At 70.1% G+C, this 15,629-nt stretch carries 15 protein-coding genes and 1 riboswitch; of the genes, 14 read left to right on the top strand and 1 reads right to left on the bottom strand.

Annotation, left to right across the window (positions count from 1 at the left end):
* Positions 1 to 183: 183 nt before the first annotated feature.
* Positions 184 to 1,845, bottom strand: a complete 1,662-nt coding sequence (gene ettA, locus AB3X07_RS18945; RefSeq protein ID WP_369940300.1) for an energy-dependent translational throttle protein EttA — start codon at positions 1,843 to 1,845, stop codon at positions 184 to 186.
* 225 nt (positions 1,846 to 2,070) lie between these two features.
* On the opposite strand from ettA, the gene AB3X07_RS18940 reads away from it, so the two are divergent.
* The 14 genes from AB3X07_RS18940 (at position 2,071) to kdpA (ending at position 15,627) form a co-directional block, all read left to right on the top strand.
* Positions 2,071 to 2,580 carry an RcnB family protein gene (locus AB3X07_RS18940; protein WP_369940298.1) on the top strand — a complete coding sequence of 170 codons (510 nt, stop codon included), beginning with the start codon at positions 2,071 to 2,073 and terminating at the stop codon, positions 2,578 to 2,580.
* A gap of 122 nt (positions 2,581 to 2,702) precedes the next feature.
* On the top strand, positions 2,703 to 3,971 hold the full coding sequence (gene glyA / locus AB3X07_RS18935) for a serine hydroxymethyltransferase (RefSeq protein WP_369940296.1): 1,269 nt from the start codon (positions 2,703 to 2,705) through the stop codon (positions 3,969 to 3,971).
* Positions 3,972 to 4,178: 207 nt separating this feature from the next.
* A complete protein-coding gene (nrdR, locus tag AB3X07_RS18930) occupies positions 4,179 to 4,709 on the top strand; it encodes a transcriptional regulator NrdR (RefSeq protein ID WP_003466200.1) in 531 nt (176 codons plus the stop codon).
* A complete protein-coding gene (locus AB3X07_RS18925) occupies positions 4,706 to 5,206 on the top strand; it encodes a GNAT family N-acetyltransferase (RefSeq protein ID WP_369940293.1) in 501 nt (166 codons plus the stop codon). Before nrdR ends, AB3X07_RS18925 begins: the two co-directional genes overlap by 4 nt.
* Positions 5,203 to 6,306, top strand: a complete 1,104-nt coding sequence (gene ribD, locus AB3X07_RS18920; RefSeq protein WP_369940291.1) for a bifunctional diaminohydroxyphosphoribosylaminopyrimidine deaminase/5-amino-6-(5-phosphoribosylamino)uracil reductase RibD — start codon at positions 5,203 to 5,205, stop codon at positions 6,304 to 6,306. Before AB3X07_RS18925 ends, ribD begins: the two co-directional genes overlap by 4 nt.
* A gap of 344 nt (positions 6,307 to 6,650) precedes the next feature.
* Positions 6,651 to 6,814: riboswitch (FMN riboswitch) on the top strand.
* A 79-nt stretch (positions 6,815 to 6,893) separates the two neighbouring features.
* Positions 6,894 to 7,493 carry a riboflavin synthase gene (locus AB3X07_RS18915; RefSeq protein WP_369940289.1) on the top strand — a complete coding sequence of 200 codons (600 nt, stop codon included), beginning with the start codon at positions 6,894 to 6,896 and terminating at the stop codon, positions 7,491 to 7,493.
* A 106-nt stretch (positions 7,494 to 7,599) separates the two neighbouring features.
* The gene (gene ribB, locus AB3X07_RS18910) at positions 7,600 to 8,727 is read left to right on the top strand and encodes a 3,4-dihydroxy-2-butanone-4-phosphate synthase (RefSeq protein WP_369944811.1); all 1,128 of its coding nucleotides are present in this window, start codon (positions 7,600 to 7,602) and stop codon (positions 8,725 to 8,727) included.
* A 120-nt stretch (positions 8,728 to 8,847) separates the two neighbouring features.
* Positions 8,848 to 9,315 carry a 6,7-dimethyl-8-ribityllumazine synthase gene (gene ribH / locus AB3X07_RS18905; protein ID WP_369940287.1) on the top strand — a complete coding sequence of 156 codons (468 nt, stop codon included), beginning with the start codon at positions 8,848 to 8,850 and terminating at the stop codon, positions 9,313 to 9,315.
* Positions 9,312 to 9,779 (top strand): transcription antitermination factor NusB, encoded by a 468-nt coding sequence (nusB, locus tag AB3X07_RS18900; protein WP_369940285.1) that lies wholly within the window; start codon positions 9,312 to 9,314, stop codon positions 9,777 to 9,779. Before ribH ends, nusB begins: the two co-directional genes overlap by 4 nt.
* A 130-nt stretch (positions 9,780 to 9,909) precedes the next feature.
* The gene (gene thiL / locus AB3X07_RS18895; RefSeq protein ID WP_369940283.1) at positions 9,910 to 10,884 is read left to right on the top strand and encodes a thiamine-phosphate kinase; all 975 of its coding nucleotides are present in this window, start codon (positions 9,910 to 9,912) and stop codon (positions 10,882 to 10,884) included.
* A gap of 408 nt (positions 10,885 to 11,292) precedes the next feature.
* Positions 11,293 to 12,873 carry a CocE/NonD family hydrolase gene (locus tag AB3X07_RS18890; RefSeq protein ID WP_369940282.1) on the top strand — a complete coding sequence of 527 codons (1,581 nt, stop codon included), beginning with the start codon at positions 11,293 to 11,295 and terminating at the stop codon, positions 12,871 to 12,873.
* A 179-nt stretch (positions 12,874 to 13,052) separates the two neighbouring features.
* On the top strand, positions 13,053 to 13,781 hold the full coding sequence (locus AB3X07_RS18885; RefSeq protein ID WP_369940281.1) for a TorF family putative porin: 729 nt from the start codon (positions 13,053 to 13,055) through the stop codon (positions 13,779 to 13,781).
* Between the two features lie 18 nt (positions 13,782 to 13,799).
* Positions 13,800 to 13,892 (top strand): potassium-transporting ATPase subunit F, encoded by a 93-nt coding sequence (locus AB3X07_RS18880; RefSeq protein ID WP_369940279.1) that lies wholly within the window; start codon positions 13,800 to 13,802, stop codon positions 13,890 to 13,892.
* Positions 13,893 to 13,908: 16 nt separating this feature from the next.
* A complete protein-coding gene (gene kdpA, locus AB3X07_RS18875; RefSeq protein ID WP_369940278.1) occupies positions 13,909 to 15,627 on the top strand; it encodes a potassium-transporting ATPase subunit KdpA in 1,719 nt (572 codons plus the stop codon).
* Positions 15,628 to 15,629: the final 2 nt, after the last annotated feature.

Below are 15,629 nucleotides of genomic sequence, written 5' to 3'. Positions count from 1 at the left end.
ATCGGGACGCGCGCGATGCCGCGGCGGTGCTGCCGCGCGTGCAGCCGGGATGCCGCGTGCCGTCCTGCAGGCATGTCGCCGTTGTCTTCCCCGGCGCCGGTGGCCGGCGTGCGCACCGAGGGCCGAAACGCAAACGGCCGCGCCATGGCGCGGCCGTTTGCGTGGATGCCCTGCGCGCGGGGCTTACTTCAGCGCCTTGAAGCGCAGCCGCTTCGGGCCGGCGTCGTCGCCGAGGCGGCGCTTCTTGTCTTCCTCGTACTCGCGGTAGTTGCCCTGGAAGAACTCCACGTGCGAGTCGCCTTCGAACGCCAGGATGTGGGTCGCGATGCGATCCAGGAACCAGCGGTCGTGCGAGATCACGAAGGTGTTGCCCGGGAACTCCAGCAGCGCGTCTTCCAGCGCGCGCAGGGTTTCGATGTCCAGGTCGTTGGACGGTTCGTCGAGCAGCAGCACGTTGCCGCCCTGCAACAGGGTCTTGGCCATGTGCAGGCGGCCGCGCTCGCCGCCGGACAGCGAACCGACCATCTTCTGCTGGTCCTGGCCCTTGAAGTTGAAGCGGCCGATGTAGGCGCGCGACTGGATCTCCACGCCATTGATGTTGAGGATGTCCAGGCCGCCGGCGATTTCCTGGAACACGTTGTGGTTGCCTTCCAGCTTGTCGCGGCTCTGGTCCACGTACGACAGCTGCACGGTGGGGCCGACCACGATCTCGCCCGAATCCGGCTTCTCCTGCCCGGTGATCATCTTGAACAGGGTCGACTTGCCGGCGCCGTTGGGGCCGATGATGCCGACGATGGCGCCCGGCGGCACGATCATCGACAGGTTGTCGATCAGCAGGCGGTCGCCGAATTTCTTGGAGACGTTCCTGAACTCCATCACCGCGTTGCCCAGGCGCTCGCCCGGCGGGATGAAGATTTCGTTGGTCTCGTTGCGCTTCTGGTAATCGACCGACTGCAGTTCTTCCAGGCGCGCCAGGCGCGCCTTGCCCTTGGTGCGGCCGCCCTTCGCGTTCTGCCGCGACCACTCCAGTTCCTTCTGGATCGCCTTCTGCCGGGCCTTTTCCTGATTGTCTTCCTGCTTCAGGCGCTCGTCCTTCTGCATCAGCCATTCGGTGTAGTTGCCCTTCCACGGAATGCCGCGGCCGCGGTCCAGTTCCAGAATCCATTCGGCGGCGTTGTCGAGGAAGTAGCGATCGTGGGTCACGGCGACCACGGTGCCGGCGTAACGCGCCAGGAACTGCTCCAGCCACTCCACCGATTCGGCGTCGAGGTGGTTGGTCGGTTCGTCGAGCAGCAGCATGTCCGGCTTCTGCAGCAGCAGCCGGCACAGCGCCACGCGGCGCTTCTCGCCGCCGGACAGGTTGGCGATCTTGGCGTCCCACGGCGGCAGCCGCAGCGCGTCGGCGGCCACGTCGAGCTGGTTCTCCAGGGTGTGTGCGTCGCCGGCGGCGAGGATCGCCTCCAGGCGCTCCTGTTCCTTGGCCAGCGCGTCGAAGTCGGCGCCTTCCTCGGCATAGGCGGCGTACACCGCTTCCAGCGCGGCCTGCGCCTGCAGCACTTCGCCCACGCCTTCCTCGACCGACTCGCGCACGGTCTTGTTCGGGTCCAGCTCCGGCTCCTGCGCCAGGTAGCCGACCTTGGTGCCGGGCTGCGGACGCGCCTCGCCCTCGAAATCGGTGTCCACGCCGGCCATGATCTTCAGCACGGTGGACTTGCCGGCGCCGTTGAGGCCGAGCAGGCCGATCTTGGCGCCGGGGAAGAACGACAGCGAGATGTCCTTGATGATCTGGCGCTTGGGCGGCACGGTCTTGCTGACCCGGTTCATGGTGTAGATGTATTGCGACATGGCGGCTCCGTAGCGCATGCCGACGCCCGGCCGGGGCGGCCGGACAGCGGCAGAAAAGGGATGGCGACAGTATAGCGGCAAGGCCATTCAGCCGCCTTCGGCGGCGAGCGGGTTAACGCTTCCTTACTCGATTCGGACAAGCTGAATACGTAACCGGTTCCAGCAGGAAGCGGTTCAGACGGTTCCGGCGTAAATGCAATCGCCACACCCTGTGACGGAGTTGCCATGAACGCGAAACGTTTTGCCACCCTTGCCCTCTCGTCCGCGCTGGCGCTGGGTTTCATGGCGCCGCCCGCCTTCGCCTGGGGTCCGGGCGGCCCGGGCCCGGGTCCGGGACCGGCCAACGGGCCGGGCTGGGGTCCGCCGGGGCCGCCGCCGGGCCGCGGCCCGCATGGGGACCGCGGCTGGTACGACCGCGGCTACCGCGACGCCGACCGCGAGCGCGACTGGCGCGATCGCGAGCGTGACCGTCGCGATGCGCGGCACGCCTACGAGCATGGCTATCGCGACGGCTACCGCCGCCGGCCGGATGTCGTCTACTACCGCCCGGGCCCGCCGCGCTGGGCGCGCGGCCAGCGCTACTACGGCCCGAACTACGTGGTCTACGACTACGACCGCTACCAGGTGCGGCGCCCGCCGTACGGCTATCGCTGGGTCCGCGACGACGGCGGCAACCTGCTGATGGTGGCGATCGCCACCGGCATCATCGCCGATCTGGTGCTCAGCGGCCGCTGATCGGGCCGCATGGCGCGCCGCGACGGCCTCCTTCGGGAGGCCGTCGTCGTTTTGGTTCGCCGCCGGCCCTGCGCGGGGCTTAAACTAGCGGTCTGCCTTCTGTCCATGCCCCCGGAGACCCGATGTTCCCGCGCGACGCCCGCATCGAAACCTACGATCCCGAACTGGCCCAGGCCATCGCCGCCGAAGCCGGTCGCCAGGAAGACCATGTCGAGCTGATCGCCAGCGAGAACTACTGCAGCCCGCGGGTGATGGAAGCGCAGGGCAGCCAGTTGACCAACAAGTACGCCGAGGGCTACCCGGGCAAGCGCTACTACGGCGGCTGCGAATTCGTCGACGTGGCCGAGCAACTGGCCATCGACCGGGTCAAGCGACTGTTCGGCGCCGACTACGCCAACGTGCAGCCGCACAGCGGCTCGCAGGCCAACCAGGCGGTGTACTTCGCGCTGCTGCAGCCGGGCGACACCATCCTGGGCATGTCGCTGGCGCACGGCGGCCACCTGACCCACGGCGCCAAGGTCAACGCCTCCGGCAAGCTGTTCAACGCCGTGCAGTACGGGGTGAACGACCAGGGTCTGATCGACTACGACGAAGTCGAGCGGCTGGCCGTGGAGCACAAGCCGAAGATGGTGGTGGCGGGCTTCTCCGCCTACTCGCAGGTCATCGACTGGGCGCGCTTCCGCGCCATCGCCGACAAGGTCGGCGCATATTTCTTCGTGGACATGGCGCACGTGGCCGGCCTGGTCGCCGCCGGCGTCTATCCGACCCCGCTGCCGCATGCGCACGTGGTCACCTCCACCACCCACAAGACCCTGCGCGGCCCGCGCGGCGGCATCATCGTGGCCAGCGCCGCCGGTGCCGGCGACAAGCTCGAGGACCTGTCCAAGAAGCTGCAGTCGATCGTGTTCCCCGGCATCCAGGGCGGCCCGCTGATGCACGTGATCGCGGCCAAGGCGGTGGCGTTCAAGGAAGCGCTGGAGCCGGAATTCGCGACCTACCAGCAGCAGGTGGTGAAGAACGCCCAGGCCATGGCCAAGACCCTGATCGCGCGCGGCTACAAGATCGTCTCCGGCGGCACCGAGAACCACCTGATGCTGGTCGACATGATCGGCCGCGATGTCTCCGGCAAGGACGCGGAAGCGGCGCTGGGCAAGGCCCACATCACCGTCAACAAGAACTCGGTGCCCAACGACCCGCGTTCGCCGTTCGTGACCTCGGGCCTGCGCCTGGGCACCCCGGCGATCACCACCCGTGGCTACCTGGAGCAGGACAGCATCGACCTGGCCAACTGGATCGCCGACGTGCTCGACGCCCCGACCGACGACGCGGTGCTGGCCCGCGTGCGCGACGCGGTGACCGCGCAGTGCCGCAAGTATCCGGTGTATGGCTGAAAAACGGGAATGGGGAATGGAGAATCGGGAATGGTTGAGAGCGCTAGCTGGCGCCTTTGGCGTTCCCAGTCCCGTTTCCCCACTCCCGGCACCTGTATGGCTGATGGGGGAATGGGGAATGGAGAATCGGGAATGGTTGAAAGCGCTAAGCTGGCGCCTTTGACGTTCCCATTCCCCATTCCCGTTTCCCCACTCCCGGCGCTCTGAATGCACTGCCCCTTCTGCCAGCACACCGATACCCGGGTGATCGATTCGCGGGTGTCCGAGGACGGCGCGACGATCCGCCGGCGGCGCGAGTGCGAGGCGTGCGGCGAGCGCTTCAGCACGCTGGAGACGATCGAGCTCAAGCTGCCGACGGTGATCAAGAGCGACGGCGGCCGCGAGGCGTTCGATGCGCGCAAGTTGCGCACCAGTTTCGACCGCGCGCTGCAGAAGCGGCCGGTGGCCGAGGAGCAGATCGAGGCGGCGGTACGCGCGGTGGTGCACCAGTTGCGCATGTCCGGCGAGCGCGAACTGCCGTCGATCCGGGTCGGCGAGTACGTCATGGCCGAGCTGCGCAAGCTCGACCACGTCGGCTACGTGCGTTTCGCCTCGGTGTACCGCAGCTTCCAGGACGTGGCCGATTTTCGCGAGGAGATCGAGAAGCTCGAACGCGAATTGCCGGTGGGCAGCGAGCAACTGCCGCTGCTGGACCTGGTTCGCGCAGACAAGCCGGGCGACAAGTCCGGCAAGCGGTGAGCGGCATGCGGATCGCCTGCCTGGGCGAGGCGCCGCAGCACATCCCGGCGCTGGCCGGCGAGCACCTGCAAGCGTTCGGCCCGTTGTTGCCGGAATGGGCGCTGGACGAGGCCGAGGCCGATCTGCGCAGCCATCGCTGCGACACCCGCATTCCCACCACCTGGATCGCGCTGGACGGCGCGGACTGGCTCGGTTCGGTCAGCCTGCTGCAGAACGACGATGCGCGCATCCGCCAGTTCTCGCCGTGGCTGGCGACCCTGTACGTGCGTCCGCACGCGCGCGGACGCGGGGTCGGCGAGCGCCTGGTCGCGCATTGCGTGCAGGCCGCGGCGCGGCTGCACGGCGGCTATCTTTACCTGTACTGCCAGTCACAGTTGGTGCCGTTCTATCAGCGCCTGGGATGGCAGCCGCATGTGGAATTGCCGCTGGGGCCGTTGCAGGTGATCGTGATGCGGATCGAGACCGGTGCGCCGGCGGCGGGAGCGTCCGCGGCATGAGCGCGTTTTCCGCCGACGATCATCGCCACATGGCGCAGGCCTTGCGCCTGGCCGAACGTGGCGCCTACACCGCGCGGCCCAATCCGATGGTCGGCTGCGTGCTCGTGCGCGACGGCGAGGTGGTCGGCGAGGGCTTCCACCAGCGCGCCGGCGGCCCGCATGCGGAGGTGGTCGCGCTGCGCGCCGCCGGCGACCGCGCGCGTGGCGCCACCGCCTACGTGACCCTGGAACCGTGCGCGCATTACGGGCGCACCCCGCCGTGCGCATTGGCCTTGATCGAGGCGGGCGTGACCCGGGTGGTCGCGGCGATGGCCGACCCGTTCCCGCAGGTCAACGGCGGCGGCTTCGCGCTGCTGCGCGAGGCCGGGATCGCGGTGCAGGCGGGCCTGATGGAAGCGCAGGCGCGGGCGCTCAACCGCGGTTTCCTGTCGCGGGTGCAGCGCGGCCGGCCGTGGCTGCGGGTCAAGCTCGGCGCCAGCCTGGACGGGCGCACCGCGCTGGCCAGCGGCGAGTCGAAGTGGATCACCGGCGCGGCCGCGCGCCACGACGTGCAGCACTGGCGCGCGCGCGCCGGGGCGATCCTGACCGGCGCCGGCACCGTGCTGGCCGACGATCCATCGCTGACCGTGCGCCTGGACGATGCGGCCGACGTCGTGCCGCCGCTGCGCGTGGTGCTGGATGCGCGGTTGCGCACGCTGGGTCAGGCCAAGGTGCGCGACGGCGCCGCGCCGACGCTGTTTCTGCACGCGCCGGATCGGCTGCCGCCATCGCTGGCGGAGGCCGAATTCGCCGCGGTGCCGCTGCAGGCGGGCCGCTTCGATCTGGAGGCGGTGTTGCGCCTGCTCGCCGAACGCGGCGTCAACGAGGTGCAGGTCGAGGCTGGCGCGACGCTGAGCGGCGCGCTGCTGCGCGCCGGCCTGGTCGACGAACTGCTGGTCTACCTGGCGCCGCTGCTGCTCGGCGGCGACGCGCGCCCGCTGCTGGCCGGGCTGGGCATCGACACGATGGCGCAGCGCGTGCCGCTGCGCCTGCTGGAGACGCGCCAGATCGGCGACGACCTGCGCCTGCTGCTGCAACCGACGGCGGAGGACGCCGCGTAAGCCCCGCGCGGCGCGCTTGCCGCGTGCGCGAGGCGCGACGGTATTGCATACGCAGCGCGTTTGGACCATGCGGCACGCAGCGCATGCCGATCCAGTGACACCGATCGACGGGGGAGGGCGCCGCCTGATCCGCCCACTCCGTGCGAGGACGGCCGGCATCGGCCTGCCGACCCTTGCGAACCTTCATGCAGCCGGCCGGTGCGCGCGCCGCGCCGCGTCCGCACGTCGCCGCACGCAAGGTTGCCGTGTTCGCCGCGACGCTATGTCCCACCCGTGCGCCGTCGGCGCCGGCTGGGGGCAGGCCCGCCCTGCTAGAATGCGCGGGCCGGTTCGCCGGCGACCACAAACGTCTTCAGGGCGGGGTGCGATTCCCCACCGGCGGTAGGTGCGTTCGCGCACGAGCCCGCGAGCGCTTCCCGGCGCAGGCGCGACGCGCCGAATCGGGAAGGTCAGCAGATCCGGTGCGATGCCGGAGCCGACGGTATAGTCCGGATGAAAGAAGACGGCCTTCGCGCAGCCTCGCGGCTGTGCGCGCGCCTGTTTGCCTTGTGGCGTTTTTCGCTCACCCCATTGCGAGAAACGTAGCCATGTTCACCGGAATCATCGAAGGCGTCGGCCGCCTTGCCGCTCGCCAACCGCAGGGCGGCGATGTCCGCTTCACCTTCGCCACCGGCAGCCTGCCGTTCGCCGACGTGCAGCTCGGCGAGAGCATCGCGGTCAACGGCGTGTGCCTGACCGTGATCGCCTTCGACGCGGCGGCGTTCCAGGCCGACGCTTCCACCGAAACCCTGGCCCTGACCACGCTCGGCGCCCTCGCCGAAGGCGCGGCGCTGAACCTGGAGCGGGCGATGCGCCCGACCGACCGGCTCGGCGGACACCTGGTCAGCGGCCATGTCGATGGGCTCGGCACGGTGCTGTCGATCCACGACGACGCGCGCGCGCAGCGCTGGCGCTTCGCCGCGCCGCCGGCGTTGCTGCGCTACATCGCCAAGAAGGGTTCGATCTGCGTGGACGGGGTGAGCCTTACCGTCAACGAAGTCGACGCGGAAGGCTTCGAGGTCGCGCTGATCCCGCACACCGTGGCGCACACCGCGTTCGCGCACACCGCCGTCGGCGCGGCGGTGAACCTGGAGATCGACCTGGTCGCGCGCTACGTCGAACGCCTGCTGCAGGGCCGCCAGGCCTGAGCCTGGCCGCGTCCCTCCTTCCGCCATGCGGCGCCGCGGCCTGCGGCGCGCATGGCATCTTCCGCCTTTCGCGAGTCCCCGCATGTCGCCTTCCGTCACCCCGAGCCTGAATTTCGCCTCCGTCCCCGAGCTGCTGGAAGAACTCCGCGCCGGCCGCATGGTGGTCATCGTCGACGACGAGGACCGCGAGAACGAGGGCGACCTGATCATGGCCGCCGAGCTGGTCAAGCCCTCGGACATCAACTTCATGGTCACCCACGCGCGCGGCCTGGTGTGCCTGTCGCTGACCCGCGAGCGCTGCGCGCAGTTGGGCCTGGCGCCGATGGTCCAGCGCAACACCGCGCAGTTCCATACCAACTTCACCGTCAGCATCGAGGCCGCCGAGGGCGTGACCACCGGCATCTCCGCCTACGACCGCGCCCACACCGTGCGCACCGCGGTCAAGCCGGACGCCAAGCCGCACGACCTCAGCCAGCCCGGCCACATCTTCCCGCTGATCGCCCAGCCGGGCGGGGTGTTGACCCGCGCCGGCCACACCGAGGCCGCCAGCGACCTGCCGATGCTGGCCGGGCTGGAGCCGGCCGGCGTGCTGGTGGAAGTGCTCAACCCCGACGGCAGCATGGCGCGGCGCCCGCAGTTGGAGGAGTTCGCCCGCAGCCATGGCCTGAAGATGGGCTCGATCGCCGACCTGATCGCCTACCGCCTGGCCACCGAGCACACCGTCGAGCGCATCGACGAACGGCCCATCGACACCGAGTTCGGCGGCTTCACCCTGGTTACCTACCGCGACCGCATCGCCCACGACCTGCACTTCGCCCTGGTCCGCGGCACCCCCGACGCGGCCACCCCGACCCTGGTGCGGGTGCAGGTGGAAAACCCGCTGGCCGACCTGCTGCACTGGCGCCGCGACGATTTCGGCGTGGCCGCCAGCGATGCGCTGCGCGCGATCGCCGCCGCCGAGCGCGGGGTGATGGTGGTGCTGTCGGCGCCGCGCGACAGCGAGGCGCTGCTGGCGCGGCTGCGCGCGCAGCCGGAGGCGGTGCACGGCAAGGACGTGGGCCAGTGGCGGCGCAACGGCGCCGGCAGCCAGATCCTGGCCGACCTGGGCCTGGGCAAGCTGCGCGTGCTGGGCACGCCTCGCCGGCAGATCGGCCTGGCCGGGTTCGGGCTGGAGGTGGTGGAGCATGTGGAGCCGGGAATGGGGAATCGGGAGTCGGGAATCGGGAGAAGCTGATCCCGCGCGATTCCTGCCATTGTCGGTGGCTCGGTCTTCTGCACGGATCCCCTGGGCCGCTTTCCGGGGCGCGGCCCCGCTGCCTGTTAAACTCTTCCACCCCCTGAACCTGCCACCGCCATGTCCCATTACGAAGGCGACCTCCGACCGCACCCGTCCGCGCGCTTCGCGATCATCGCCAGCCGCTGGAACGCCCGCATCACCGACGTGCTGGTCGCCGGTGCGCGGCAGAGCCTGTCCGGCAACGGTATCGCCGATGACGCGGTGGACGTGATCCGCGTCCCGGGGGCGTGGGAACTGCCGCTGGTCGCCGCGCGCCTGGCCGCGGCCGGCAAGCATGCCGCGATCATCGCGCTGGGCTGCGTGATCCGCGGCGACACCCGCCATTACGAACACGTCGCCGACGGCTGCGCCGAGGGCCTGCTGCGGGTGTCGCTGGATTTCCGCGTGCCGGTGCTCAACGGCGTGCTGGCGGTGGAGCAGGTCGAGGATGCCGAGGCGCGCGCCGGCGGCAGCCATGGCAACAAGGGGGAGGAAGCGGCGCTGACCGCGTTGGAAATGGTCAATCTTCTGGAGTTGTTGCCGTGAACAAGCCCGTCGGCCACAAGCACGTCCGCCGCGATGGCGTCGATCCGGTGCTGCGCTCGCGCGCGCGCCGGCGCGCGCTGCAGGCGATCTACGCCTGGCAGATCGCCGGCGGCACCGCCCAGCACGTGATCGCGCAGTTCGCGCACGAACAGGCGCACGAGATCGCCGACCTGGTGTATTTCGAGAACCTGGTGGAAGGCGTGCTCAAGCACCGCGCCGAACTGGATGCGGCGCTGGTCGGCTACCTGGACCGCACGGTCGAGGAAGTGGACGCGATCGAGCGCGCGGTGCTGCGCCTGGCCGCCTACGAACTGCTGCATCGCATGGACGTGCCGTACCGCGTGGTGATCAACGAAGCGATCGAGACCGCCAAGCGCTTCGGCTCCGAACACGGCCACACCTACGTCAACGGCGTCCTCGACCGCGCCGCGGTGGCCTGGCGGGCGGTGGAGTCGGGGGGCTGAGAGCTGGGAATGGGGAGGCGGGAATGGGGAATGGCAAAAGCGAAGGACGTCCCGTGCAAATTCCCGGCGCCGCGGCTGTTGCGGCTGCTTCTCACCATTCCCCACTCCCCATTCCCGATTCCCAGCCCCAATGCCTGAATTCGATCTGATCGATCGCCTGCGCGCCCGCATCGGGGCGCGCGACGACGTGCCGCTGGGGATCGGCGACGATGCGGCGCTGTTGCAGCCGCCGCCCGGCGAGCAGTTGGCGATCACCACCGATACGCTCAATGCCGGCGTGCATTTCCCGGCAGAAACCGCGCCCGCCGATATCGGCTGGAAGACGCTGGCGGTGAACCTGTCGGATCTGGCCGCGATGGGCGCGCAGCCGCGCTGGTGCACGCTGTCGCTGTCGTTGCCGCAGGCCGACGCGGGCTGGATCGACGCCTTCGCCGATGGCTTCTTCGCGCTGGCCGATGCGCACGGCATCGCCCTGGTCGGTGGCGACACCACGCGTGGGCCGTTGGCGCTCTCGCTCACCGCGATCGGCAGCGTCGCGCCCGGAGAGGCGCTGCGCCGCGGTGGCGCGCGGCCCGGCGACGACATCTGGGTGACCGGGCAGCCGGGCGAGGCCGCCGCGGCGCTGGCGTTGTGGCAGGCCGGACGCCTGGACGTGACCCGGGTCGCCGCCGATCCGCTGCACGAACGCCTGCGCCAGCGCCTGCTGCGGCCGTCGCCGCGGGTGCAGGCCGGACTGCGCTTGCGCGGGCTGGCGCATGCCTGCGTCGACATCTCCGACGGGCTGCTGGCCGACCTGGAGCACATTTGCGCGCGCAGCGGCGTCGGCGCCGAACTGGCGCTGGCGGCGCTGCCGGCGGTCGCGGCGCCGGCCGATGCGGATGCGGCGCAGGTGCACGCCTGGCAACTGGGCGGCGGCGACGACTACGAACTGTGCTTCACCGCCGCACCGGCGCAGCACGCGGCCATCGTGCAGGCGCTGCAGGCGATCGGCGTCGCGGCCACCCCGATCGGCCGTATCGTCGTCGGCAGCGGGATCGCCGTCCTCGATGCTGATGGTCAGTCCTGGCAACCGCCAAGGCGCGGCTATGCGCATTTTGCCGACTAGCGGAAATCCGGGACACGGCCTCTGCTTTCCCTTCTCCCCTCGGGAGAAGGTGCCCCGCAGGGGCGGATGAGGGTACGGGCGCAGGCCTCGTGTACCCAGCCTCCGCGCGTCGCTTTCGCGCCGGACCCTCACCCCAACCCCTCTCCCGCTGGGAGAGGGGCTCTGCTTTTCCTTCTCCCCTCGGGAGAAGGTGCCCCGCAGGGGCGGATGAGGGTACGGCGAAGGAGAAATGGCAAAGCGACCGGGACCCCAATGGGCCCACGAACGCCCCACCATACCGTGCCGCACTGCGGCGTGAAAGCGCCCGTACCCGCTGGTATGGTCGCGGCACTCGACCCCCACGTCGTGTGCCCGTCACCGTATCCGGCAGCTGGTCCATTCCGGTCCAGCGCCTCCTGGAGGCAGTCCATGCGCATGTCCGTGTCCCGCTGCATCGCCCTGTGCGCGATGCTGTTGTTCTCCACCGCGGCGTTCGCCGGCGGTTTCAGCAAGCAGTACCAGACCATCTCCAGTTTCGACGGCACCAAGCTCGGCGCGCTGGTGCTGGTCCCGCAGGGCCAGGGCGGCGGGCCGTTCCCGCTGGTGGTGATGCCGGCCAGCTGGTCGCTGCCCAATCTGGAGTACGTCGGCCGCGCCAGCGAACTGGCCAGCAACGGCTACGTGGTGGTCAGCTACACCTCGCGCGGGTTCTGGGATTCGCAGGGGCAGATCGACATCGCCGGCGCGGCCACGATCGAGGACGTCAGCGCGGTGATCGACTGGGCATTGGCCAATACGCCGGCCAATGCCAAGGCGATCGGCGTGTCCGGCATCTCCTACGGCGCCGGCACCAGCCTGCTCGCCGCCGCGCGCGATCCGCGGATCAAGGCGGTCGCCGCGCTCAGCGGCTGGGCCGACCTGCAGGCCTCGCTGTACGCCAACGCCACGGTCAGCGAGCAGGGCGTGGCGCTGCTGGTCGCCTCCGGCGCGATCACCGGCCGCCCCGGCCCGGACCTGGCGCAGATCAGCGCGCGGGTCGCGGTCGGCGATTACGACGGCGCGGTGCAGGGCTTCCTGCCCAAGGCCGGCGAGCGTGGCGTGATCAACGAACTGCAGGCGCTCAACCGCAACCGCCCTGCGGTGCTGCTGGCCAACGCCTTCAACGACGGCCTGTTCCCGCCGAACCAGTACATCGATCTGTACAACCGGCTGAGCGGGCCCAAGCACCTGATGTTCAGCCAGGGCGACCACGCCACCGCCGAACTGCCGGGCGCGCTCGGCCTGCCCAACGAGGTCTACACCGAAGCCACCCGCTGGTTCGACCACTACCTCAAGGGCCAGGCCAACGGCGTGGACAGCGAGCAGCCGGTGCAGCTGTCCACCCTCGGCGGCTCCTGGCTGGCCTATGCCGACTGGAACAGCGTGCAGGCCGGCGCGACCACCTATGGCCTGACCCGCCCCAGCGGCCTGCTCGCGCCCACCGGCACCCTGGCCGGCAGCACCAGCAGCGGCTGGAGCCACCGCATCGCCACCGGCGTGCCGACCCTGGCCGATTCGGGCGTGGTGCTGGTCAGCGGTTTGCTGCAGGGCTTCGGCCAGCCGGTCAGCACCTCGATCCCGCTGGTGACGCGGGCCGGCGCCGCGGTCTGGACCGGGCCGGTCTATGCCAGCGCCAAGCGCCTGGTCGGCAGCCCCTCGCTGCGCGTGACCGTGACCCCGAGCCAGGCCAACGTGTCGCTGTTCGCCTACCTGTACAGCATGGATGGCGCCGGTGTGGGCAAGCTGCTCAGCCACGCGCCGTATTCGCTGCGCAATGCGACCCCGGGCGCGGCGACCACGATCGACCTGCCGCTGCAGGCGACCGCCGCCGAGATTCCCGCCGGCAACCGGCTGGTGCTGGTGGTGGACACCACCGACCCGCGCTACACCTCGGCCAGCCGCTTCGGTGGCAGTGTCAGCTTCAGTTCGCCGGCGGCCACGCCGTCGCGCCTGAGCGTGCCGCTGCACTGAGCCGCGCATGACGGAAAGGCCGGCGCGAGGCCGGCCTTTCCCGCGGCGAACCGCCGATCCGCGACGATGGACGTTACGCGGAATTTACGCCGCCCACGGTTGGCGCCAATAGCGACTTTACGGCCCCGCGCCCGAATATGACGAGGTCGGCGGAATGGTTCCGCCCTGGATCGCCTGTCATGTTCTCCCCGTTTTCCCACGCCGCCCGCCGGCATCTGTCGCGCGGCGCGGTCTGCTCGTTCCTGCTGGCCGGCGCCGCCACCGCGCAGGCCGCCAGCGTCAGCGGTAACGCTACGCTCACCAACGACTACGTTTGGCGCGGCAGCACCCAGAGCGATGGCGACCCCGCCGTGCAGGCCGGTCTGGCGCTGGCCGCCGATAACGGCGCGTACGCGTCGCTGTGGGCCTCGTCCATCAAGTTCGACAGCACCCCGCACGCCAGCACCGAAGTCGATGGTGTGCTCGGCTGGCGCGGCCAATTCACCCCGGACTGGGCCTGGGACGCGAACCTCACCCGCTACCAGTACCCCTCGGCCGCGGCGCTGAACTGGACCGAGCTGGGCGCCACCGTGACCTGGAAGCAGCGCGTGTGGGCGCAGCTGGGTTGGTCCGACGATGCGCTGGCCAGCGACACCACCGGCACCTATGCGCAGCTCGGCGCGCGCTATCCGTTCAATGAGACGTTCCGGGTCGAGGCGGCAGTGGGCCACTACTGGCTCCAGCGCAGCTATGCCGACAGCTACACCCATGGCCTGGCCAGCGCGGTGTTCACCCTGCCGCACGGCGGTCAGGGCGGCCCGGGGCTGGAACTGCGCGTGACCGCGCACGACACCGACAGCGCCGCCAAGCGGCTGTTCCCGGACATGGCCGGCTCGCGCGTGGAAGTCGCGCTGCAGGCCACATTCTGACCCCGAAGGAGAGATGACATGCCGACCTGGCTATCGCTGGTCTGCGGCGTGGCGGTGATCGTCGCCGCCGGCTACCTGCTGTACGTGATCCTGCGCCCCGAAGACTTCTGAGCCGAGTACCGCTTCCATGATCGATACATTGCTTGTCTATGCGCTGGCGCTGCTGCTCGGCTGGCCGCTCGGACTTTACCTGGCCAAGGTGATGCGCGGGGCGCCGATGCGCGGCGACGCGCTGTTCGGCTGGGTCGAACGCCCGTTGTACCGCCTGCTCGGCACCGATCCGGCGCGCGGCATGCACTGGCGCGCCTATGCCGGCGCGTTCCTGGCCAGCAACCTGGTGCTGGGCGTGCTGGTGTTCGCGCTGTTCGTGACCCAGGCCTGGCTGCCGTTCAACCCCGACGGCGTGCCCAACATGCGCTGGGACGTGGCCCTGCACACCATGGTCTCGTTCCTGACCAACACCAACCAGCAGCACTACTCCGGCCAGGCGCAGCTGTCGTACCTGTCGCAGGCGGTGGGCGTGGTCGGTCTGCAGTTCATCACCCCGATGATGGGCCTGGCGCTGGTCGCGGCGACGCTGCGCGGCCTGTTCGGCGGGCGCGGCCATGAAGCGGCGCGCGCGGCGGCGGTCGCCGGTGGCGAGTTGCCGCAGGACGTGGACGTCGGCAATTACTGGGCCGACGTGATCCGTCCGACCCTGCGCTTCCTGCTGCCGCTGTGCCTGCTGTGGACCGTGCTGCTGACCCAGCAGGGCGTGCCCTCGACGCTGGCCGCCGGTCCGGTCGCCACGCCGCTGGATGCCAGCGCCGGCCAGCCGACGCAGAAGATCCCGCTCGGCCCGGTCGCGGCCATGGTGGCGATCAAGCAGCTCGGCACCAACGGCGGCGGCTGGTACGGCCCCAACAGCGCGATGGCGCTGGAGAATCCCACGCCGTTCTCCAACCTGCTGGAGGTGCTGGCCATCATCCTGATCCCGGTGGCGGTGGCGTTCATGGTCGGCCCGTTCACCGGGCGCCGCAAGTTCACCGCGCTGGTGTTCGGCAGCATGTTGGTGATGTCGCTGGCGTCCACCGCGGTGTCGCTGTGGGCCGAAGGCCACGCGCCCGGCAGTGCCGCGCTGATGGAGGGCAAGGAGGTGCGCTTCGGCGCCGACGCGTCGGCCGCCTGGTCGTCGCTGACCACGCAGACCTCCAACGGCTCGGTCAATGCCATGCACGATTCGCTGGCGCCGCTGACCGGCGGCGTGTCCATGGTCAACATGCTGATCAACGCGATCTGGGGCGGCATCGGCTGCGGCCTGCAGCAGTTCCTGGTGTACCTGCTGCTGAGCGTGTTTCTGGCCGGCTTGATGACCGGGCGCACGCCGGAGCTGTTCGGGCGCAAGATCGAGGCGCCGGAAGTGCGCCTGCTGGCGCTGCTGATCCTGCTGCAGCCGCTGGTGCTGCTCGGCTTCACCGCCGTCACCCTGGCCCTGCCGGCGTCGCTCTCGGCGACCTCCAATCCCGGCTTCCACGGCATCAGCCAGGTGTTCTACGAGTACACCTCGGCGTTCGCCAACAACGGCTCCGGCTTCGAGGGGCTGGGCGATGGCATTCCGTGGTGGAACCTGAGCTGCACCGCGGTGCTGCTGCTGGGCCGCTACCCGGCGCTGATCGTGCCGCTGATCGTGGCCGCGCAACTGGCGCGCAAGCGGGTGGCGCCGGAAACCGGCGGCAGCCTGCAGGTGGAAACCCCGACCTTCGCGCTGACCCTGATCGCGGTCATCGCGGTCCTGACCGTTCTGCAATTCACGCCGGCCCTGGTGTTGGGACCGATCGCCGATCACCTGACCCTGGCCGCGCACTGAGA

Origin of the sequence: Xanthomonas sp. DAR 35659, assembly GCF_041242975.1 — a bacterium.
GTDB classification, from domain to species: Bacteria; Pseudomonadota; Gammaproteobacteria; order Xanthomonadales; family Xanthomonadaceae; genus Xanthomonas_A; species Xanthomonas_A medicagonis.
This window is presented reverse-complemented; position numbering and strand designations above follow the sequence as displayed.

Bases quoted from the DNA above. Each gene is read 5' to 3' on its own strand.
- AB3X07_RS18940 (WP_369940298.1), top strand. From the start codon at position 2,071: ATGAACGCGAAACGTTTTGCCACCCTTGCCCTCTCGTCCGCGCTGGCG.
- nrdR (WP_003466200.1), top strand. From the start codon at position 4,179: ATGCACTGCCCCTTCTGCCAGCACACCGATACCCGGGTGATCGATTCG.
- AB3X07_RS18890 (WP_369940282.1), top strand. From the start codon at position 11,293: ATGCGCATGTCCGTGTCCCGCTGCATCGCCCTGTGCGCGATGCTGTTG.
- kdpA (WP_369940278.1), top strand. From the start codon at position 13,909: ATGATCGATACATTGCTTGTCTATGCGCTGGCGCTGCTGCTCGGCTGG.
- AB3X07_RS18915 (WP_369940289.1), top strand. From the start codon at position 6,894: ATGTTCACCGGAATCATCGAAGGCGTCGGCCGCCTTGCCGCTCGCCAA.
- thiL (WP_369940283.1), top strand. From the start codon at position 9,910: ATGCCTGAATTCGATCTGATCGATCGCCTGCGCGCCCGCATCGGGGCG.
- ribD (WP_369940291.1), top strand. From the start codon at position 5,203: ATGAGCGCGTTTTCCGCCGACGATCATCGCCACATGGCGCAGGCCTTG.
- glyA (WP_369940296.1), top strand. From the start codon at position 2,703: ATGTTCCCGCGCGACGCCCGCATCGAAACCTACGATCCCGAACTGGCC.
- AB3X07_RS18880 (WP_369940279.1), top strand. From the start codon at position 13,800: ATGCCGACCTGGCTATCGCTGGTCTGCGGCGTGGCGGTGATCGTCGCC.
- AB3X07_RS18885 (WP_369940281.1), top strand. From the start codon at position 13,053: ATGTTCTCCCCGTTTTCCCACGCCGCCCGCCGGCATCTGTCGCGCGGC.
- ettA (WP_369940300.1), bottom strand. From the start codon at position 1,845: ATGTCGCAATACATCTACACCATGAACCGGGTCAGCAAGACCGTGCCG.
- ribH (WP_369940287.1), top strand. From the start codon at position 8,848: ATGTCCCATTACGAAGGCGACCTCCGACCGCACCCGTCCGCGCGCTTC.